Genomic DNA, 18,799 nt, shown 5'->3' with positions numbered 1-18,799 from the left:
ATGGATTTACGCTTTACAATAAACAAGGCGCTGTAGCGAGTATGATGCTCATTTTAGTGGGTGGTCGAAAGCGTACTCCTAGTGCCATCTTTCCAACCAAACAAACTCATCCCCAATTAGAAGCCATTATTGATAGCTATAGTGCTTTATGGCTTCGGATTAAATCGCACCTACATCCTTTAAAAAAATTAGTAGAACAATTAAAAATTGCAAACAGATGATATTTTACAATCCACAACTCATTACTGATACCGATAGCGCCACGTTATTTTCCGTTCAAAATGCTACGGCATTCAATCAATACGATGATCATTATTCAGGTATTTACCTTCATCTTTTTAATCTCATTGAAAAAGCAATTGAAGAAAAAGAAAACGTAGTAGGACTGATTGAGGACTACTTAGAGATTCCCTACTCGGGAGGTCAAAATACCGAAGAGCTCACTGCTTTCATTTTCTATAGTGATCGTATGAATGATGCACTAGCTACCCTTCGTGGTCGCTGGGGAAGTTACGATCCTACCATAGAAGAAAACACCCTTACTAGCGCTTCAGATATTACAAAGAAAGAGGCGATACAGCGCTATAGCTATACAACGCTACGCAGTTATTTGGAGGCTTTAACCACTATTGAACTTGACTGATATGCAAGAGATCGCTTTAAAAGAAGTAGAAGAAACTACGGTAGACACAGATGCGCTTGTTAATTCAAAAAGCGCACTGATGCCTTATGTAGTGAAGTCAAATGCGCCCTATGTGATGGATACCTTAGTCCCTCGGAACTTAGCTTTTGAAACCCAAGTAGCTCTTAATCGAATTGTTCGGGACTATGGTAATATCGATCACCTAGTACGAGATAGATTGCGCTATAACTCCTTAGAGGATCTTTGGAAAGCTTTTAGCGCCGAACAAGTAGACGCTATTGGACTGTATGTAAAACAGTTTGATATGGGCAAAAGTCTGATTATCGCAGATGCTACAGGGATTGGTAAAGGCAGAGAGGCAGGCGGGGTGATTCGTCATGCTTTAATGGAAGGATACTTGCCGATATTCTTTACTCAAAAGGTAAAGCTGTTTTCAGATATCTATAGAGATTTAAAAGCGATTGATCTTACGGATATTAATCCTTTTTTGCTGAACACCGATAGTCAAGCAAAGATTAAAGACGCCGATGGTAGTGTGGTTTTTACGTCTCTTTTATCGTCAGAACAAAAAGAACTACTCACTTCCTCAGAGACTGTAGCGACAGATAGTGATAAAGCGATTGCCTATTACAAATCTATTGGCAGGGACTTACCTGATCCAGATAAATATCCCGAACTGACCATCACTCATGTGATCGATCAAGTGCCAGAGCAGTATGACATGATCTTTTCTACCTACTCACAATTACAATCGGCAGCACCTTATAAATATTTGTGGTTAAAGGCTATTTGTGAGCAAATAAGATTAGGCACCTCAAGATTTAAAGGGGTGGTATTTGTGCTAGATGAATGTCATACCATTGGATCGCATGAGACAATCATCGGTAAGGCCATGTTATCTCTTTTATCCTTATCACACGCGTGCTGTTTTTTAAGTGCCACTTTTGCTAAATACCCAGAGGTGATGCCTATTTATGCAGGATATACTGCTATTGCTGAAGCCAAATTGAGTAATGATGCTTTTGTGCGTTCTATGAAATCAGGCGGACTCGCCTTACAGGAAATCATCTCGCCAAATCTAGCGGAAATGGGACAGCTTATTTCTCGTCAACGCTCTAGTGAGGGAATAGAAACCTTCTATGAAGTATTAGATCACGAACCAGAGCGAAGTTTGCATCGAAAGCAAGTGGATCGCATTATTAAGATCATGCGCCGAATTGCTTCTTTTGAGAGTGAGTATTTAAACGGTCGTTTTGCTATTATCCATTCTCAGGCGAAAGCTATGGGGGATAAGACCAAACAGAAACCTCGAAATTTGGGTGTCAAACAAAGCCCTTATTTCTCTAGAGTTTTTGGCATTGTCGATCAAATGCTCTTTGCATTAAAAGCCGAATCAGTAGCTAAAAAGACCCTTGCATTATTAGAGCAAGACAAAAAGGTAGTCATTGCTTTTAAAAGTACAATGGGCGCTTTTTTAAATGACTTGCAGTTAAGTTCAGGCGATACGATTCCTAGAAAAAATTTAGATTTTGTTCATATTTTACAAAAAGGATTAGATAGTATTTTTTACTACAGCTATACCACTATTGATAATGAAAAAACGCGTGAGCGTATTCCTTTAGAAGACTTATCCGAAGAGGCGCAAATTGCGTATCAAACATTAAAAGAAGATATCAAAAAAGAGCGTTCAGGTCTTACTATATCCCCTATAGATATTTTAATTGATGTTATCACAAAGACACAAAAAACCAATACGCTTGGAGGTCATAAGGGTACTCACTTTAGAGTTGGCGAAGTAACAGGGCGTAAGCAACGTCTTATTTTTGATGGGGATCAGGCTATTGTACAATCTTTCCGATCAGATTCTGAAAAAGCATTTCGCTTGTTTAATTCAGGGGAATATGATGTACTTCTGATTAATCAAAGTGGAAGTACAGGGGCTTCGGCTCACGCATCGAAGGATTTTAAGGATCAACGTAAACGTTCGCTACTGATGCACCAATTTGAATTAGACATTAACACGGTGGTGCAAATTTTAGGAAGAGTGAATCGTACAGGACAAGTGGTCTTACCCGAATATTACTATGTTACATCGGATATTCCTATGGAAGCTCGTCTGATGACGATGCTAAAAGCCAAATTAAAAACCCTAGATGCCAATACCACAGGATCACAAAAAACCCGAGATGATACGCTGAAAAGCCCTGATTTTTTAAATAAATACGGAGATACCGTAGCCCATGCATGGATTAAAGAACATCCAGAACTCATGCCTGATTTAGGCTATCCAAATCATAGTAGAGTGAAAAGTGATAACGGATATGTAAGCTATGTTTTAAATCCAGAAAAGCATGGTGCTATTCGTCAATTAACAGGACGAGCAGGGTTATTATTAGTTAAAGATCAGGAAAGCTTATATGATGAGTTACTCTCGCGATATAAAGATCAAATCCTTTTAGAAAAACAGCAAGGAACCTATGATTTAGAAGTGGAGTTTTTACAACTTGACGGCGAGGTGCAAAAGCGGTATTTGTTTCATAAAGGATCAGGAGGTCAAAGTGCTTTTGGACGAGATACTGTCAGAGAAGAAACGATTGTCAATAACCTGAATCGTCCCTTTACTTTGCAACAGGTAGAACTTCGGCTTTTAAAAGCATTAGCAGGGAAAACCGCAGAAACCGTACAAGCAGAACTTTTAGCAAAGATTGCAACAGAGTATCCCATAATGGTGGCTGAAAGAGAATCTTCAAAAAGAGAAAGTATCGATAAACTTGCAATTCAAATGAAAGCGTATGAGTCGCAAAAAGTAATTAGCGAAGAAGATGAAAAAGATGCTTGGCTGTTAAAGGATATTATCGATGATAAGCAAGAGCGTTTAGATACCTATATAAAACAATTAGCGGCAATTCGTAAACGTATCGAATCTCATATTGGATTTTGGCAAATTGGCGATGCAGTGAAAGTGCCCACCTATTATAACGGCTCAGAGGCTTCTTGGGGTGTTTTTTTAGGGGTTAGTATTGGCAAGAGCGCTAAAAATCCATACACCCTTGGAAACGTTCGATTAAACTTTGCGGTTACCGATAGTCGTAAAGCACTTAGTGTGTCCTTAAATGAAGGTGTTGATAATGGCTTTTTAAGTGATATTTTCAAAGAAAGTAAGGCTACTCCCATATCAGAAAGAGAACAACAAGAAGTACTTCCCTTATGGAATGAGCGAATTAAAGAGGCTTCGGCTAAACGTGAACAACGTCATATTTTAACGGAGAACATCCTAGCTTCAGCCAGTCAAATTGATGGAAAAAACAGGCTCATAAAATACAATACTAAGCAAGGGGCTATTCAGAGCGGTATTTTAATCGCGCGAGATGTAGATACCTCTTTTTACAATCAAAGTAGGTATCCTATTAGCGAAGCTTTAGATAAAATCACTACCCTGGCTATTGGCGGGTATTTTAAAGCGAATGATGATAAAGTTCGATTTGAGAAAAAAGGGAGTACCACTTTTGATGTATTTCTGGAAAAGAAAGCGTTTTATAAAGCCATCATCGATTCTGAATTACAAAAACTTCTAACCCCTAGAATGGGAGCTGACCCAAATGAATTGCCTGACTTTGTTCAAAACGGGAATGAAATGACAGGGAGCGTATTGCTATCGAATATGCGATTATTTTTAGATAAGCTAGACGGATATGGCGTTTTTTACTTAGATGCTACAAAAGAGGTCAAGGAGTTAAAACAAGAAAACGAAAAAGATTGGGAGTCGCGGACTCAGCGATCCAATAAACGCTTTGTGTATGAGCTTGGCACTGCCTACGGCAAATCAAGTCATCCAAGTGCAGGCTTTGAAAACTTCTTTGAAGGGGATAGTCGCTATCCATTAGGGCGTGTGGTCTACAGCAGACGCCTTAGTGATAAAGAGCGGTATAATTTTACCCTTATCCCTGTTTTTAAAGACGCTATGGAATCCTACCGATTATGGAAAAGTGCGAGTAGCGACACCAAGATCATGACTGACTATTTAGCCCTTATCGACACCCTTAGGGATACCCCTTTATTTAAAGCTATAGAAATCCTAGGGTATTTTATTGTCAACCATCCCCATGAGAGTGGTAATGCAGAATTTGTCTTTGGTAGGTATAGCGCCTTAGAACTAGGTAAAGCATCGTATAGTAATGAGATTAGTGAAATTACACCCCTTACCGAGTTTGTTGCAAAACTGAATGTATATAAAGAATTAGAAGAAATACTATGATAACAAGTAAGCGATATAAGCAGTTAAAACTAGATATTCCCGAAATCGATCAGATTCCCAATTTTATGAAGATTTTGGATGATCTGATTTGGGGTAATAATGTTTTTTTAGTGGGATCGGCAGGAACAGGAAAAACTACCCTCGCTGAGAAAGTGAGTTATTCCTTATTCGGAAGGCACGAACGTGATAAAAAAGAGCTTCCCTACATCACGATTAATTGTAGTCAGTGGACTTCCCCAACCGAAATTAAAGGGGGACAAACCATGACGGGCTATAAAGAAGGAGGACTTGTAGAGGCATGGCGAGATGGTAAAATTCTTATCCTAGATGAGATGCCCAAACTCGACGCCAATACCGCAAGTCTGCTTAATGATGCCTTAGCTAAGAGTGCAAGCGACGAGGCGATTATTTTCAATGGACTGAATGAGCCGATTGTAAAACACCCTGATTTTGGATGTATTGCTACAGGGAATACCACAGGTAAGGGCTTTAGTAAACATTATGTAGGCAATAGCAAACAGGATGCCTCCCTTATTGACCGCTTTAGCGGGTGTATTTACCATGTAGGTTTTAATGAGCGTTTAGAAAAAGCCCTTATATATCCCACTCTTGTTGCACATTGTCAAGCCATTCGTTCAGCTATTTTACGCTATGAAGCAAAAGACGCAGGAGATGATACCACAGAGGATATTATGACCCTTCGTACCATGCTGAACCTGCAACGTTCTTATGTACTGGAAATGTTTCGCGAAATGGGTATAAAAGATGCTAATGATAGTCGATTTATCCCTTATCAAAATGGGAAGACATTACAGGACGCACTAGATAGTTATTTCTGGGTAATGAACAGCGAGAAAGCAAAAAAGATCAAGGCTGAAATTAGCTATGATGGATTTATAAACACCTATAAATCCGCAGAGGCTAGAGAAGAATTTTCAAAAGAATATGCTCGCCGTGTCTAAAAATCCTATCCTACATACCCATTCTTTTGAGAGCAGACGCTTTCAATATGTCCAATTTGCAAGTCCCGGAGTCTATCACGCATTTGTGGAAAAGCAATGCAAACAACTATTTATGGACAATGCGCAAACCCTAGAAATGATTATTAAAAATGCGCAAACGCGTATTGTTAAGTCAAGTGATTGGTATGGAAATCCACCACCAAACGCTTTAAGGGATTTACAAGAGCATCGCTATTTTGGGAAAATGGAACTCTTAGAGGTCATCGCTCCAAAAATACAAAAGGAGCTTGATCGTTATACCGATCTTGTGGAAGATGACTTATTAAAACGCCCTCAATTAAGTGCCAACAGTAAAGGTTTGGGTGTGTTTTCTTTTGATCGCGTGATGATGGGCTTATATAAAATTCCCTTTACAAAAAGGAGTAGCGAGTTAGAGAGATTTCATCATCAACTAAAAATTGAACTAGGAAAAGACAAAGCAACCACCGTTAAGAACACCCACCTTTATTTTGAGAATAAATCGAGTTCAAAGCCCACACTTACCCTAACGGTACTAGCGGGTGCAAATGCTAATACAAAGGGGGACGCTTTATATTATGTTGGTATTGCTGTGGCACTACTTACAGAGTATCTGGAGAGTTGCCATATTGCTGTGGCTATTGACGTGTTATTAGGTACTTCTTTCGGGGTGCATACCATTGTATCTGCTATTAGAGTCAAACACTTTGAGGATTCTTTAGATATAAATCAACTTTTAGTCTTGGCAAGTGATCCGAGATATTTCCGATTTAATGGTTTTAAAGGGCTTATAGCGTTAGCGGATTATTGCGGAATTAATATTCCTAATGGACTTGGAAGAATTGATGATACGATTACAGATGCGTACTTAAAATATGTCCCCAATACCCTTTTGTTTAATCAAAGCTATTCCATAGATAGTGCCGTAAAAGAAGTATCACGCATCTTACTAGAATACACACAAAAAGTAAAAACAAGATGAACATACCACAAGACAGTATTCAAAAAATCATGGAAGGGGCAGTTTTAATACAAAAGCACTGCAAAGAGTCGTGTTTTGATTTTCAGGTGATGACTTCAAGATTTCATAAAGATACCCTGATCCTTCGTTGGGTAGAAGTGGATATTAGTGATGTTGAGCGCCCTATTCAATGTTATCGCTATCGCTGTTATCATTTAGATGGAAGCGCTCAAAACTGTTCCATTCATTACAACAATGTGCAAGAGGCAAACACTTTTTTTAAGAGCCTAGAGACCCACTTTAGACAAGATTTTGTCAAAAAATAGATAGTAATTTATTAAAGAAATATGTATGTATAAATTAAAAGATATTAAGGCCAATGCGCTAAGAGATATACCCATTAATGGGCAAAAAGAAATTATAGAGCAAACAGGAAGCCCATTGATATTGGAAGATGGTTATTCCCTTATTAAAAAGCAAACCCAGCATTTTACAATCGATGATCCTTTAGCCAAACAGGCTGATCGATTGCTTTTTGAACTACTAGAGAATCATCAAAAAAATAGCGATCAAAAGACGGTCAAACAGGTAAGTGAGAAAGCAGTTGTTCTACTTAGCAAAGACGCTATTCGTATTCGTGAGAATGAACGACTGCGAGTATTGACACTTTTGAAACTCAAATTAACCCTCAACCTTAAAAGCGCATAAAATGACAGATATAGAAAAAATACAAGCGTTGGATATGACTAAAATTCTTAATAAAGAGGTCAAGTCTGAAATTGAAAAATTAATTGATGATTATAACACGGCAGAAGATAAAGAAGATTTTATAGCAGTTACTAAAGAGAGTTCAAGTCTCATACTAGCACTTATAACAGATGTGTATCCCGATGCCATTGCTATGCAAGAAGAAAAGCCCTGTGTAGAAATTGTAGTGACACCAGAAAAGGGAACTAAACAAAAAATAGAGACTCCCAAAAAAAGAGTAGCTGCTAAAAATACATCTGAAAGTTCTAAAGTCAAGAAGGATTCCCCAATTAAGAAAAAAACCAAATCAACTTCTGTTCAGAGTAAACTTCAGGCATTACAAGAAGAAGTTGAAGAATGCAGGAAAAGAGGTGCAACCCGTAAAAGCACGAAAAAGAAAACGCCTTCTATTCCAAAGACGGTATATGAAAAATTGTATAGCCATATTAATGCTATTGCCAATTTATTGCCAGAACCTTTCAGGGATGATCCAGAGAAAATAAGTGATCTAAAAAAAATGAGTTTAGCCATCCATAAAAAAGTGGTGGTTGTATTTGAACTCAATGAAACCTTGGCTGAAAAAGGGAAGCTTGACCTAAAGCAGAAGTTTAAAGACATAACTAAAAGAATTCAGACAAATGACAGCAAATAAGAAACTATTAATTATTACTGGTGCAGGATTAGCCGTTGGACTCGCCGAAGCGCTTTTATACTATAATCTCGGAACAAATTCTGACACTGATAAAGATTTTAAATTCGGTATTCCTAAAGGTGCAGAACTTGGCAAAACACTAGGTATTGTTTTGGCTATGTCGGTAGCCACGGCACTACTGTCTAACGGTGTTGAGTACTTAGTAAACAAACAAGAATTACAAATCACATAATCTTTAAAAACTATGAAAAAGCTCACACATGAACTATATATAAATAAGCATGCATTAGACATTTTTTTATTGCCAAGTGATATTCAACAGAAGATAGGTGTTTTTAAAAAGATGCTTGAATTAGAAGAGGATGTAGAGGCGCAGGATAAGCAAGAACTCGAAAACCAATTACAAAAGTTGGACGGTGAAATTCTTGCCGATTTAAAAGAGATTAAAAAGCTACATAAAACGAATAAAGTGGACACATCTTTAGAAAAAAGCGCACCTGTAAAGCCTGATACGCAGAAAAAGCGTCACAGCGACGACATCTTAAAAGCGCTTATACAAGAGAAAAGCCATACAAACGTGCCTCGCTCCAAATTACGCGCTCTTGGGATTACAGTGCCTCTATCTAAAGTAACAATCATTGGAAAGTACTGTATTACAAGAACTTCCTTTTTTACCTATCGCTACCGTATCTCGTTAGTATCTAACTAGAGAAGTTTTGATATCGCAGTGGTGTGTTTTTGATGACGCTTTGAAGTGTAACTCACATCGCAGAATTAACTAGGTAGTAGTTACCTCTTATTTCAAATCGCTTACTAAAATGATGTAGTTTGATACTATGAACGAGCAAAAAGACATATTGGAGAAGAATCTCACCATTTATGGGTTGCTTGATGTGCGTGTACAGCAATTAGTTTCCAAGTTTGGAATTACCAGAGCCATTGCCATGTTAGATGGAATGACATCACCACAGATTGTTTTGGACGATGCCGAGAAAGAGGTACTGATCGTAAATTTTTTAAATAAGCGTGCTCAAAAGTATTTTGGTTTTACTGCAAAAGACTTTTATAACGCTCAAGATCAAAACGCGAGAGACGCCCGAATGTCTTGTTACTATTTGCTTGTAAAGCATGTAGGTATGAATTATCAAACGATTGCTTATTACTACAAGCAAAAACGGCGAAACATCCGCTATAACTATAAGAAAATTGAAGAGATCATAGAGATTAAAACTTTTTATAAAGACTTCTTTAAGCGATTTGATGCGCTAGAATCATCATTAATAACCTATTTATTAGAATTAAAAACAAAGTAATGAATGACGAAATAGAAAAAGAAATTCAAGATGTCCTTGCTGATACAGGCCAGCAAGGTGTTTTGGAAGTACCCATTTCAGAGGCGCAAAGCCCCCTTAATAAGACGGTTAAAACAGGGGATATTGCTGATGTATCTAAAAAAAGAGCATCAGATAAAGATAGCTTTTTAAAAACCGCTGAAGATGCCTACGCTAATGAGCAGAAACAAGATGTTATTGCTGACGCGCCACAGCAACATATCGGGGATCATCATGAGCAAATTTCACAAGAAAAAGAGACAGCTAAGGCTATTATATCTGATAAACAAGCTACCCAAACAGCCGAAGCGCTTTTAGGTATGGCAGATAATTTTTTAGCCGTTGGTGGTGGTTTTTTTGTGAAAATCACCAAGCATGAGGAGTTCTTTGAATTTGAAGAACTTGTTGAAGTGATTGATACCCAAAACGAGAAGAATATAAGACGTATCAGGCTTGATCAGGATGATAAAGCGCTTTTAACGCCACTATTAGCCCAAGTAATTAAGAATAAAACCAAACAGCTTACCCCTGAACAGCAACTCTTAGGAGCGATTATATCCGTGATTGTCAAAAAAGCACAAACGGTTATGGAGGTGCGCGCCGAGAATAAATCACTAGAAGGACGTATTCTACAAATTGTGAGAGAGGCGAAACAACCTGAGGCAAAAGACGAGCAGGAATTAGAAAGAAACCAAGCGACTAAAGGGGCTTCTGTTAAAGAAGAGCCTATCAAAGAAACCCCTGTTAAACAAGAGGCTTTTGAAGAAGAAGTTTTGCAGGAGCAAGAGCTTCAGCCTAGTTTTCAGACAGAAGTAGACTATCAAGAAAATGCACCTATCAGAAATCGTGATAGCGTTGTAACTAGCGAAATGCAATTAGTCTATGAAGAGGTAATTCCTGAGACTACTGTTCAAAAACAAAGGGTTACACCTTCAAATCATTCCGTTACCAAAACAAGACCTCTAGCCCCTTTTATAAATGAGGATCAAGAGGGCGATTCTCAAGACTCCGACGATACTTCCTAGCTATTGTTTTAAATAGTAACCGATCTACTTCTTTTTAAAAAGAAGTAGATCCGCGCCTCTTTTTTTAAAGAGAGGACATTCCATCTGCTTATAAAGCAAGTATGGCAGGGATGATACATCCCAATTTGTAAAAGAGATAGACTTAAAAATGACTTAAAATACAGGCTATGAAAGTAAGTGCAAAGCGCCAACCAATGATTATGCTTGTTTGTGGTGAGACAGGTGTAGGAAAGACCTATCGTAATAAACTGGAGATTTATCAGTATATGCAACAGCATTTAGCCCTTGGTAAAAAAGGGCGCAAAGTATTGGCCTTTGACACCAATGATGATGATTATCCAGAATTTACAACGGTTGATCCAAATCACATACAATCACTTTCTAAAATTCATGCAAGGCGTATCCGTCCCTTTAACCCAGACGGCACTCCCATGGACACTGCTCAAAAGCGAGAGGTGATTGAAAAGATCATGAAACACTATAAAAATGGGATGGTGGTTTTAGATGATATCGATCACTATATGGCAGGGGCTAAAGGACAGAATATGATCGGGGCTTTATGTACGGTTCGCCATAAAGGTATTGACGTACTGCTTACCCATCAGTCAGTGGCTAAGATTACCACATCAGAGTGGCAAAATTGTACGTGGCTACGCCTACATCATCAGGTAGATGATGTGACTCGATATCGGGATCGTATTCCTAAATACAATTTGGTACGTATTGCTCAATTAATTGTAGATGCTCATTATGAGCTTGCTTCTACAGCTTTTTCTTTAGGTAACATCACTGAAAAGCGATATCAAGTATTAAAGAGCTTTTTCGTGTATGTCAATATGCGAGAGCAACAAATTTTAGGATGTTCAAAGAAGAGTTATATCAAAGCGGTAAAACGCTTTATAGATCAAGAAGAATCCAAGCAAATCCGTAGGCTCTTACAAGAGCGTGATTTTAGTGGAAATCCGATTTATAAAGATCGCAATGCGGTCATTATTCATCTTATTTCAGGCTATTTAAGTGCATTCAAAGCCGTTTAAAAAAACCTTTTTCTGGACTTTGGTCATTTTAAGTGTTTTTCAAAAACACTTAAAACACTTGTAGTTAGAATTTTATGTTTTTTAAAAATTGCTCTTTTGTCACTTTACCAAAGTCGCGCCACAGAAATACGAGAGTTTGATCTCAACTTGCACTAGGGTAAAAAGAAAAAAATCACTCACAGTAAAACAAGAATTAACATTTAAAAAAAACAAATTGATGGCACACGAATCCAACATTGATATGAAAGCTATTGCCTTTATCGCAGGGGCTGGTATTGCAGGAGTATTACTAGGCACTTTTTTAGTTGCTCCCATGATTGCTAAAGCAAAAGCAAACAAATTAGAAAAAGAGAAAACAAAAGCGGTTACCGCTAAGAAGTAGCCAAAGGTTTTTAAAAAGCCATAAAGCTACAGCTACGAAACAATTTTAAACTTTTAAAAAGAAACACTTATGAGTCCATATAATGATGATTTAATGAGCTATGAAGAAGAAGCAGAAAATCGCTATGATGATTTCTATGAAGGGGAATATGAAGAATACGAAACAGGATTAGAAGGATATGAAGAAGAGGAGGAAGAAGAGTACGATGGTTATGATGATGAATATGACGATCCTTACGGGGAGGACAGCTATATTGGAGGTGTAGCAGATTATGATGACTTTACTAAGCAGAGTATCGGAAGGATCAATCCTAATGACCGTACCCTTACCATCGAGGTTATTAATAACTCAGCTGAATCTGCAACCGCTATCCTTTTTGGTGCGAATGCGGAAGAGGCACAACCCAATGGGGTCATTGTCAATGTTCAGGAATCCTCCCATAAAGAAGTCCGTGAAGAGAGTAAAGCGCATCCTTTTAAAATTGCAGGGATGAAATACTCGGTAAGCGCTCCTATACAGTTTGATAATGTGCTTCGTATTCAAAGAAGAACAGCTTCGGGTACGCAGACCAATCGGGTGTATCAACCTCGTAATGCGACTTCGCCTCAAAACTTCAATAACACCCTTATTGACGATGACAATTTTGAAATGGATGTGACCGGGCAAGATGCACTTCGTTTTACGATCAATGCCAATAGTAAAGTGGTATTTACCTTTACCGTGAAGGCGCGAGCCAATCTTGGCAATCTTCTTCGTGGTCATAATGTGGCGGAACTCTCTCATGCTCCAAGAACTACGGGTCTTCCACAAATAGATTTAGTAAGACGCAAACGTCCTACTGCTCTTGGACTACCAAGGAGAAGACGTGTTACACGTCGCCGTCGAAAGCCTACCGCTAGTAGAAGAGGTATTGCTAGAAGACGAAGAAAACCAACCTCTCAATTGGTTCGCAGAAGACGTTAATTCCCCCATCTTCTATCTGTAACCTTAGTCGGTATAGCGCTGATATGCGCTATATCGACTTTAATTAAATGCATACATTTTATGAATCAAATCCAATATACAGCATTGGGACAGAATCGCATCGATTATATTGTATTTCACAATATAAAGCAAGCTCAAAAGCTTCTATACGATGAGGGTTTTGAGTCCCCAGAAGACCCTTATGATTTAGTAGAGGCAATCAAAGAGCTTATTCGTGAAAAAGGGCGCGAGGTAATTAAGGCTCTTCTAAAAATTCATCCAGATAAAAATGCGATTCTCGCTATCGCTGATACTGTAAAAGTATGTGAGAATTGCAAAACAAAAATTAGCGATACTAAAAAGAAAGGTTGCTCCTCTTGTAAAAAGAAAGGTTGTGCTTCTTGTGAAAAAGCAACGGTTTCTTTGGAGGATAATTATACAACAGATTCTGAAGAACTAGAGGCTACTACGCCTTTAGATGATTTAGTCAATAAATACAAGGCAAGCCCAAGTAAAGAGCTTGAAAAAGAAATTGAGGCACGTTGGAATTCTATACGCCTCACACCCAAAAAGGAACTAAAAGAAAAACCCACTACACCAGACTATGGTTTTATTACTAAAAAAGAGTTAGCCATTTACACTAGCATTTTTGGTTTGGGTCTGCTATTGGGTATAGGATTTACCTATTCTAAAAACAGTTAGATATGACACAACAGCAATATAACGAGGCCATTAATTTAATAGGACATCTGATCCTAACCGCTAGTGACGCTCTCATAGAATTATTAACGATCTACGGAGTGGATTTTCAGGATACTCCCACTAAAAGACAACTCATTAATGCCACTGTAGAAATGCTTAAAAGTGACAGTGATGGTTTTACCGATTCGCTTGCCAAGTTAGTAGATCGTCATATAGATACCGAGGTGGAATCTATGGTTTGGCTTAAAAAGGTAGGGTTTGATCTGCCCGATGCAGAAGATGCTTTTTTTGGGGGACTCATTAAAGGCGCTATAGGAGCTATTGGTGGTCTTTTGAAGAAGAAAAAAAGAAAAAATGATAACGGCTCAAATAGTAATACTACTTCTGCTCAGGCTTTACAAGCAAAACGTGACTTGGAATTACAAATCCAACGGATGCAAGAGCAACAGCGCCGTAGAGAGGAAGAGCGCCGAAGAGAAGAGGCAGAGCGCGTACGGTTAGAGCGAGAAACTCAGGCTAAAAAACGTACACAAACGATGCTAATGGTGGGTGGTGTAGTGGTTTTAATAAGTCTTGTAGGGGTTGCCCTATTTATGTCTCGCTCTAAGCCTCCGATGTATAACCCTTCAAAAGCATAGATATGATCGTTATCGATAGAGAAGATTTTTTAGAAGAAGAGGAATTATATGATGATTTTAATGCTTATGGACTTCCCATCAGACCCATAAGTCATCGTGGAGTAGCGCCTGCTTATCATCCTAAGAGAAGAAAAGCAAGAATGGATAACGGTGGTACTCGACCGATATTAAGACCAAAGAGAAGAAGACCCATCAAAGGGTCATTTAACATTCTTTTACCTAGAAAGAAAGCGATAGCATTTGGAAAGCCAAGGCGTATTCCATTAAAAAAAATTCCCATACTAAAGGTGACACCTCCTCTCAAGGCAAAGGAACTTAAAAAAGAGATCACGTCCTCTCAGAGAAGGGCTGCAAGTGCTACAACCAAAGAAAGAGCAAAATCAAAAGCGAAAGCACTTAAAAAGCAGGTTACTCAAAAGCAGGTCGCCTCTAACGCAGGCAAGCCTAAAATGAGTGTAAAGAAAAAGCTAATCATCCTCGCTCTTACCATAACTACGGTTTCTATAACTGGCTATTTAATTAATAACGCACAAAAAAAAGACGGACTATGAACACACAAGCAAATTCAATAGAGATAGAAGTTCAAGCCCAAGAGCAAGGACAATTAGATGCAGGATTTCTATTTGCATCCTTTAAAAATACAGGAGATAGTCAGGCGCTAGTCAATGGGGTGACTCTTCCCCCTGGAGAAGCCAAAGGCTATCCTTTTGTAGGTAAGGCATATCAGGCGATCTCTTATAATAGCCAAGATAGCACTTTACGAATTTTATACATTTTATAAGTTATGATGGATGATGCCCTTTTTGCTTATATGGAGAGTGAAGAAGATGCTTTTTTCGGTAGTCGAAAGAAGCGAAAACGAAAACGAGCACGTCGAAAAAAACGGCGTACCCTTCGTCAGGCGCGACCTGAAGTAATTGCTCGAAAAGAGCGTCAAAAGGTTTTTGTGAAAAAGTTAGGTAATGTATATCGAGATATCGGAGGTGCGACAGGGATAGGACAAGCGGTTGACAGCCTCTTAAATCCAATTACACCACCTTCCTCTTTAGATAATTCTAATGATTTTGAAATACGGTTAACACCACAAGATGAGCAGACCCCCAGAGGCTCAGAAGCAGGAGTCCCTACCATTTTCTTTGTGATCGGTGGGCTGTTAGTCCTAGGTGTTGTCACACTAGTAATTTATAAAAAAAGACAAGCAAAGTAAAAAGTATGATTATCCCCATTCCAACAAACAAACAGCGATTTGTGATCCATGTAAGGATACGAGCGCACCGAGCGATGGAATTAGGTATTCAAGCCTACGATCCTAGATACAGACATACGTATTATTTACGTCGTAAAGCACGGTTTTTTAAAGGCGGGGAAGCACGCACATTTCAGCTTAAATTTCCAGTCTCCTCAAAGGAAATGGAGCTACTGATTTTTGATAAAAATGTGTTGCATGATCGAAACTTTTCAGTAGTCTCTTTTAATGTCAAGCCAATGGAACCGATATCACTTTGGGCTTCGGAGTCTGAGCATCGTTTTTTAAAGTTTGCGGTCGCCTTTGCTCAAAAAGCAGGATATACCCCTACGGGCTATTATGATAGTCCAAAGGGAGAATTTCTGTTTCAGTATGTGCCTTCCATTACCGATGGATCAGGAAAAGAACTTATTACCCCTGCAAGAACCCACCGATTAATGCCAAGAGTACAAATCTCTAAACGTATGTTTTTAGGCTATAGCATTCCTATTCGAGTAGCGATTCTAGCCCACGAGGGATGCCATTGGTTTTTAAACACCCGAAGTCAAACCACTGCCGATTTATGTGGAATCAAGAAGTATTTGGATTATGGATTTCCAAAGATTGAAGCTGTCTATGCCATGACTAAAATATTTGGAAGCTATCCAGAGCTTATTGGACAAGCGCAGTTAAAACGTACCCGTGATGTGATGGATTTTATAGAAGACTATATCCAAGAGAAAGAAACGATCAGTGATACTTAAGAAAAACAGCTATGATAAACCCTTTAGATACCCAAGCTCAGTTTAGAGCATTCTATAAACATCTTAGTAAGGAATTTCAATCCCTACAATTTGTAGTGACTAATTCCACAGACACATCCGAGCGTATTCGACTTTGGGGATCAAACAGTAATTTATCGATTACTACCTCCGAGCAGTCCATTAATCGATTTAATGATAGCGTTGTCATTGGGGTAGGGAACTATCCACAAGGCATGGTGTATAATCCTGCAAATGATCTTTTCTATGTCGTGAATCAACTCTCGGATGATGTCACTGTTTTTGATAGTAGAGCAAGAATTATTACAACGGTAGCACTTAGTCCGATTCCTGTGGCTTCAGGTACATATTCACCCACGGCTATTACCGTAAACACTAAAGAAGATAGCTTGTATTATGGAGAAATATATGTCCTTAGTTCTGTTCGAGATACGATAAGTGTGATGACTCTTAATTTTACTATTAGTGAGGAATTATCTGTTATCAAACGCCCTACAAGTTTTGTCTACAATCCGATAGATGATGCCTTGTATGTAGCAGGAATCACAGAGCCTAATATGTTTGTGATTGATATCCCTACAAGAAGTGTAGAACAACGATCCATTGAGGGGATTCCTTCTACTATGGGGCTTGATCCTGATACAGGAAATGTGTTTATTCATATTCCAGAATTAGAACAGGTCTATGTCTATGATACCATCCATACTCGTTTAGCCCTCATAGATCAAATTACAAGAAATATAACCGCTTGGGCATATCATCCTATTTCTAAACATATCTATGGTATTTTAGAAAGTGAAGCTTCTCTTTTAGCTATTGACACTCTAAATTTTACAGAGATACGTATTGCTTTAAGTGGTATTGGCGCAAGTATCGCCTATAGTACTTCGGAAGAACTTATTTATATAGGGGAGACTACTAATTTTCAGGTATTACGATTAAATGCAGATCATCAGTTTACTGATCCTTATCCCATTGCTGATTTTGAGACGGGTATTGCGATCCATCCTGAAAGTGGTGTAGTTGCCTTTTCAAAAGCGACCGCCAATAGCGTAACCCTTGGACGTGTTGCAAAACAAGAGGTTACTATTAAAGAAGATTACAATGAGTACCGTCAGGAGTTTCAATTTAGTCCAGCATGGGTAAAACACCTAAAAATTATTAGCAGCGATCAGCTTATAACCACCTTAGAACTTGAAGATGTTTCTGTAAGTGGCAAAAGCGAACGTCGCTCTATAAGTATTGGAAATTACAATAGCCCTCAAAACTTTTTAAATGTTGCAGAAGTTTTTGAAATCGAAGGGGTTGTTATCGATGGATTACACCGATGGTACTTTACCATCCCTTCCCAAACCACCATCACACTGCTTATCTATTACACCAAACTAGATTGGTTTGATGTTTTGGAAAATGAAATAGAAAAGCGCTAAGACTAGCGCTAAAAAGTACAAACACGTTAACTCCCTTAAACAAATGAATACACTTATAGATATTGCCCTTAGTCAGTATGGAATTACTGAAAAAGTAGGAAGGTTACATAATTCGATCATTGTTAATTATTTCAAAGAGATCGGATCAACATGGGTCAAGGATGATGAGACTGCTTGGTGCAGTGCCTTTGCAAATTGGGTGGCATTAAAAGCCCGTAAAAAAGCAAGTGGAAAACTCAATGCTCGCTCTTGGCTTAATGTAGGCAACAAAGTAACAAAACCTGTAGTAGGAGATGTGGTAGTTTTTTGGCGAGAGGCTAAAACCTCATGGAAAGGACACGTTGGTTTTTTTATCGGCTATTCCGAAGATCGAACAAAAATCTATTGTCTAGGCGGAAATCAAAATAATCAGGTCAATATCAAAGCCTATCCTGCTTATCGATTGCTTGGCTTTAGAAGACTTTAGCAAAGATGAATCCTATGTTATAATAGACAACAAACACTTTAAAAAAAATCATGGAAACACTTAATTATTTAGTAATACAATCTACCGATACCTCAGAGGCTACAAACCTTAGTAAACAAGATGTTATTGAGCATCACACGCGCTGCACTTCTAGTGGTGGACTTGGTTTTAATAGACCAGGGTTTGATTATCTGATTTTGCAAGACGGAACCTTGGAAGTATTGGTTAATGAGAACAGCCCTACGGATGTGGATTTATGGGGTATCTCAGGAGGAAAACATCCGATTCTAGGGCGCGTAAAACATATAGGATATGTTGGAGGACGTACTCTAAAAGAAGCTTTTTGGAAAGATACACGTACCGAAGAGCAAACCAAAACCTTGGAGGCTATTATACGATTTTACACCCTTCGGTTTCCTAAAATCATTGTCTTGGGCTTTGATGATCCTACAGCTACAGATGAATCTAAAAACCCTGCTTTTGATGTGCAAGGATGGTTGGAATCTATCGGTGTACCCACTCATAATCAATATAGAAAGCCTATCAATATATCAGCTATTTAATTCATTAAATACAAAGA

24 protein-coding genes are annotated in these 18,799 nt (G+C 38.4%); all 24 read left to right on the top strand.

Going from position 1 to position 18,799, the window contains the following annotated elements:
• Positions 1-221, top strand: a 221-nt coding sequence (locus tag ACFO3O_RS06395) for a hypothetical protein (RefSeq protein ID WP_379977733.1), incomplete at its 5' end; no start/stop codon positions are given.
• Entirely contained in the window at positions 218-643 is a 426-nt protein-coding gene (locus ACFO3O_RS06390) for a hypothetical protein (protein ID WP_379977732.1), read from the top strand. The genes ACFO3O_RS06395 and ACFO3O_RS06390, both read left to right, overlap by 4 nt.
• Position 644: 1 nt before the next feature.
• The gene (locus ACFO3O_RS06385) at positions 645-4,898 is read left to right on the top strand and encodes a strawberry notch C-terminal domain-containing protein (RefSeq protein ID WP_379977737.1); all 4,254 of its coding nucleotides are present in this window, start codon (positions 645-647) and stop codon (positions 4,896-4,898) included.
• On the top strand, positions 4,895-5,860 hold the full coding sequence (locus tag ACFO3O_RS06380; protein WP_379977731.1) for an AAA family ATPase: 966 nt from the start codon (positions 4,895-4,897) through the stop codon (positions 5,858-5,860). The genes ACFO3O_RS06385 and ACFO3O_RS06380 overlap by 4 nt, the downstream gene beginning before the upstream one ends.
• Entirely contained in the window at positions 5,844-6,860 is a 1,017-nt protein-coding gene (locus ACFO3O_RS06375) for a hypothetical protein (RefSeq protein ID WP_379977730.1), read from the top strand. The genes ACFO3O_RS06380 and ACFO3O_RS06375 overlap by 17 nt, the downstream gene beginning before the upstream one ends.
• A complete protein-coding gene (locus tag ACFO3O_RS06370; RefSeq protein WP_379977729.1) occupies positions 6,857-7,165 on the top strand; it encodes a hypothetical protein in 309 nt (102 codons plus the stop codon). The genes ACFO3O_RS06375 and ACFO3O_RS06370 overlap by 4 nt, the downstream gene beginning before the upstream one ends.
• Before the next feature lie 25 nt (positions 7,166-7,190).
• Positions 7,191-7,547, top strand: a complete 357-nt coding sequence (locus ACFO3O_RS06365; protein WP_379977728.1) for a hypothetical protein — start codon at positions 7,191-7,193, stop codon at positions 7,545-7,547.
• Between the two features lies 1 nt (position 7,548).
• Positions 7,549-8,238 (top strand): hypothetical protein, encoded by a 690-nt coding sequence (locus ACFO3O_RS06360; protein ID WP_379977727.1) that lies wholly within the window; start codon positions 7,549-7,551, stop codon positions 8,236-8,238.
• On the top strand, positions 8,225-8,470 hold the full coding sequence (locus ACFO3O_RS06355) for a hypothetical protein (protein WP_379977726.1): 246 nt from the start codon (positions 8,225-8,227) through the stop codon (positions 8,468-8,470). The genes ACFO3O_RS06360 and ACFO3O_RS06355 overlap by 14 nt, the downstream gene beginning before the upstream one ends.
• A 12-nt stretch (positions 8,471-8,482) precedes the next feature.
• A complete protein-coding gene (locus ACFO3O_RS06350; protein ID WP_379977725.1) occupies positions 8,483-8,947 on the top strand; it encodes a hypothetical protein in 465 nt (154 codons plus the stop codon).
• A 127-nt stretch (positions 8,948-9,074) separates the two neighbouring features.
• Positions 9,075-9,551 (top strand): hypothetical protein, encoded by a 477-nt coding sequence (locus ACFO3O_RS06345; protein WP_379977724.1) that lies wholly within the window; start codon positions 9,075-9,077, stop codon positions 9,549-9,551.
• On the top strand, positions 9,551-10,594 hold the full coding sequence (locus ACFO3O_RS06340; protein WP_379977723.1) for a hypothetical protein: 1,044 nt from the start codon (positions 9,551-9,553) through the stop codon (positions 10,592-10,594). The genes ACFO3O_RS06345 and ACFO3O_RS06340 overlap by 1 nt, the downstream gene beginning before the upstream one ends.
• Positions 10,595-10,761: 167 nt before the next feature.
• Positions 10,762-11,631 carry a hypothetical protein gene (locus ACFO3O_RS06335; RefSeq protein ID WP_379977722.1) on the top strand — a complete coding sequence of 290 codons (870 nt, stop codon included), beginning with the start codon at positions 10,762-10,764 and terminating at the stop codon, positions 11,629-11,631.
• A 217-nt stretch (positions 11,632-11,848) separates the two neighbouring features.
• A complete protein-coding gene (locus ACFO3O_RS06330) occupies positions 11,849-12,013 on the top strand; it encodes a hypothetical protein (protein WP_379977721.1) in 165 nt (54 codons plus the stop codon).
• A gap of 69 nt (positions 12,014-12,082) precedes the next feature.
• The gene (locus ACFO3O_RS06325; RefSeq protein ID WP_379977720.1) at positions 12,083-12,976 is read left to right on the top strand and encodes a hypothetical protein; all 894 of its coding nucleotides are present in this window, start codon (positions 12,083-12,085) and stop codon (positions 12,974-12,976) included.
• An 81-nt stretch (positions 12,977-13,057) separates the two neighbouring features.
• On the top strand, positions 13,058-13,678 hold the full coding sequence (locus ACFO3O_RS06320; protein ID WP_379977719.1) for a hypothetical protein: 621 nt from the start codon (positions 13,058-13,060) through the stop codon (positions 13,676-13,678).
• 2 nt (positions 13,679-13,680) lie between these two features.
• Positions 13,681-14,316 carry a hypothetical protein gene (locus ACFO3O_RS06315; RefSeq protein ID WP_379977718.1) on the top strand — a complete coding sequence of 212 codons (636 nt, stop codon included), beginning with the start codon at positions 13,681-13,683 and terminating at the stop codon, positions 14,314-14,316.
• Positions 14,317-14,318: 2 nt separating this feature from the next.
• Complete coding sequence (locus ACFO3O_RS06310; RefSeq protein WP_379977717.1) at positions 14,319-14,867, top strand: hypothetical protein; 549 nt, start codon at positions 14,319-14,321, stop codon at positions 14,865-14,867.
• Positions 14,864-15,097, top strand: a complete 234-nt coding sequence (locus ACFO3O_RS06305) for a hypothetical protein (RefSeq protein ID WP_379977716.1) — start codon at positions 14,864-14,866, stop codon at positions 15,095-15,097. Before ACFO3O_RS06310 ends, ACFO3O_RS06305 begins: the two co-directional genes overlap by 4 nt.
• A 3-nt stretch (positions 15,098-15,100) precedes the next feature.
• The gene (locus ACFO3O_RS06300) at positions 15,101-15,523 is read left to right on the top strand and encodes a hypothetical protein (protein WP_379977715.1); all 423 of its coding nucleotides are present in this window, start codon (positions 15,101-15,103) and stop codon (positions 15,521-15,523) included.
• A 5-nt stretch (positions 15,524-15,528) separates the two neighbouring features.
• Entirely contained in the window at positions 15,529-16,305 is a 777-nt protein-coding gene (locus ACFO3O_RS06295; RefSeq protein WP_379977714.1) for a hypothetical protein, read from the top strand.
• Positions 16,306-16,316: 11 nt separating this feature from the next.
• Complete coding sequence (locus ACFO3O_RS06290; RefSeq protein WP_379977713.1) at positions 16,317-17,753, top strand: YncE family protein; 1,437 nt, start codon at positions 16,317-16,319, stop codon at positions 17,751-17,753.
• A 43-nt stretch (positions 17,754-17,796) separates the two neighbouring features.
• Entirely contained in the window at positions 17,797-18,219 is a 423-nt protein-coding gene (locus tag ACFO3O_RS06285) for a TIGR02594 family protein (protein WP_379977712.1), read from the top strand.
• A 50-nt stretch (positions 18,220-18,269) separates the two neighbouring features.
• Entirely contained in the window at positions 18,270-18,782 is a 513-nt protein-coding gene (locus ACFO3O_RS06280) for an N-acetylmuramoyl-L-alanine amidase (RefSeq protein WP_379977711.1), read from the top strand.
• Positions 18,783-18,799: the final 17 nt, after the last annotated feature.

The sequence above is a fragment of the Dokdonia ponticola genome (assembly GCF_042653865.1).
Classification (GTDB): Bacteria; Bacteroidota; Bacteroidia; order Flavobacteriales; family Flavobacteriaceae; genus Dokdonia; species Dokdonia ponticola.
Note: the sequence above shows the minus strand (reverse complement) of the source record. Positions and strands in the feature narration are given on the sequence as shown.

What these genes read in the sequence shown, in the direction of transcription:
- ACFO3O_RS06355 (WP_379977726.1), top strand. Translation starts at nt 8,225, where the DNA reads ATGACAGCAAATAAGAAACTATTAATTATTACTGGTGCAGGATTAGCC.
- ACFO3O_RS06315 (WP_379977718.1), top strand. Translation starts at nt 13,681, where the DNA reads ATGACACAACAGCAATATAACGAGGCCATTAATTTAATAGGACATCTG.
- ACFO3O_RS06360 (WP_379977727.1), top strand. Translation starts at nt 7,549, where the DNA reads ATGACAGATATAGAAAAAATACAAGCGTTGGATATGACTAAAATTCTT.
- ACFO3O_RS06385 (WP_379977737.1), top strand. Translation starts at nt 645, where the DNA reads ATGCAAGAGATCGCTTTAAAAGAAGTAGAAGAAACTACGGTAGACACA.
- ACFO3O_RS06310 (WP_379977717.1), top strand. Translation starts at nt 14,319, where the DNA reads ATGATCGTTATCGATAGAGAAGATTTTTTAGAAGAAGAGGAATTATAT.
- ACFO3O_RS06300 (WP_379977715.1), top strand. Translation starts at nt 15,101, where the DNA reads ATGATGGATGATGCCCTTTTTGCTTATATGGAGAGTGAAGAAGATGCT.
- ACFO3O_RS06375 (WP_379977730.1), top strand. Translation starts at nt 5,844, where the DNA reads ATGCTCGCCGTGTCTAAAAATCCTATCCTACATACCCATTCTTTTGAG.
- ACFO3O_RS06305 (WP_379977716.1), top strand. Translation starts at nt 14,864, where the DNA reads ATGAACACACAAGCAAATTCAATAGAGATAGAAGTTCAAGCCCAAGAG.
- ACFO3O_RS06345 (WP_379977724.1), top strand. Translation starts at nt 9,075, where the DNA reads ATGAACGAGCAAAAAGACATATTGGAGAAGAATCTCACCATTTATGGG.
- ACFO3O_RS06350 (WP_379977725.1), top strand. Translation starts at nt 8,483, where the DNA reads ATGAAAAAGCTCACACATGAACTATATATAAATAAGCATGCATTAGAC.
- ACFO3O_RS06390 (WP_379977732.1), top strand. Translation starts at nt 218, where the DNA reads ATGATATTTTACAATCCACAACTCATTACTGATACCGATAGCGCCACG.
- ACFO3O_RS06285 (WP_379977712.1), top strand. Translation starts at nt 17,797, where the DNA reads ATGAATACACTTATAGATATTGCCCTTAGTCAGTATGGAATTACTGAA.
- ACFO3O_RS06325 (WP_379977720.1), top strand. Translation starts at nt 12,083, where the DNA reads ATGAGTCCATATAATGATGATTTAATGAGCTATGAAGAAGAAGCAGAA.
- ACFO3O_RS06370 (WP_379977729.1), top strand. Translation starts at nt 6,857, where the DNA reads ATGAACATACCACAAGACAGTATTCAAAAAATCATGGAAGGGGCAGTT.
- ACFO3O_RS06280 (WP_379977711.1), top strand. Translation starts at nt 18,270, where the DNA reads ATGGAAACACTTAATTATTTAGTAATACAATCTACCGATACCTCAGAG.
- ACFO3O_RS06290 (WP_379977713.1), top strand. Translation starts at nt 16,317, where the DNA reads ATGATAAACCCTTTAGATACCCAAGCTCAGTTTAGAGCATTCTATAAA.
- ACFO3O_RS06295 (WP_379977714.1), top strand. Translation starts at nt 15,529, where the DNA reads ATGATTATCCCCATTCCAACAAACAAACAGCGATTTGTGATCCATGTA.
- ACFO3O_RS06340 (WP_379977723.1), top strand. Translation starts at nt 9,551, where the DNA reads ATGAATGACGAAATAGAAAAAGAAATTCAAGATGTCCTTGCTGATACA.
- ACFO3O_RS06320 (WP_379977719.1), top strand. Translation starts at nt 13,058, where the DNA reads ATGAATCAAATCCAATATACAGCATTGGGACAGAATCGCATCGATTAT.
- ACFO3O_RS06335 (WP_379977722.1), top strand. Translation starts at nt 10,762, where the DNA reads ATGAAAGTAAGTGCAAAGCGCCAACCAATGATTATGCTTGTTTGTGGT.
- ACFO3O_RS06380 (WP_379977731.1), top strand. Translation starts at nt 4,895, where the DNA reads ATGATAACAAGTAAGCGATATAAGCAGTTAAAACTAGATATTCCCGAA.
- ACFO3O_RS06330 (WP_379977721.1), top strand. Translation starts at nt 11,849, where the DNA reads ATGGCACACGAATCCAACATTGATATGAAAGCTATTGCCTTTATCGCA.
- ACFO3O_RS06365 (WP_379977728.1), top strand. Translation starts at nt 7,191, where the DNA reads ATGTATAAATTAAAAGATATTAAGGCCAATGCGCTAAGAGATATACCC.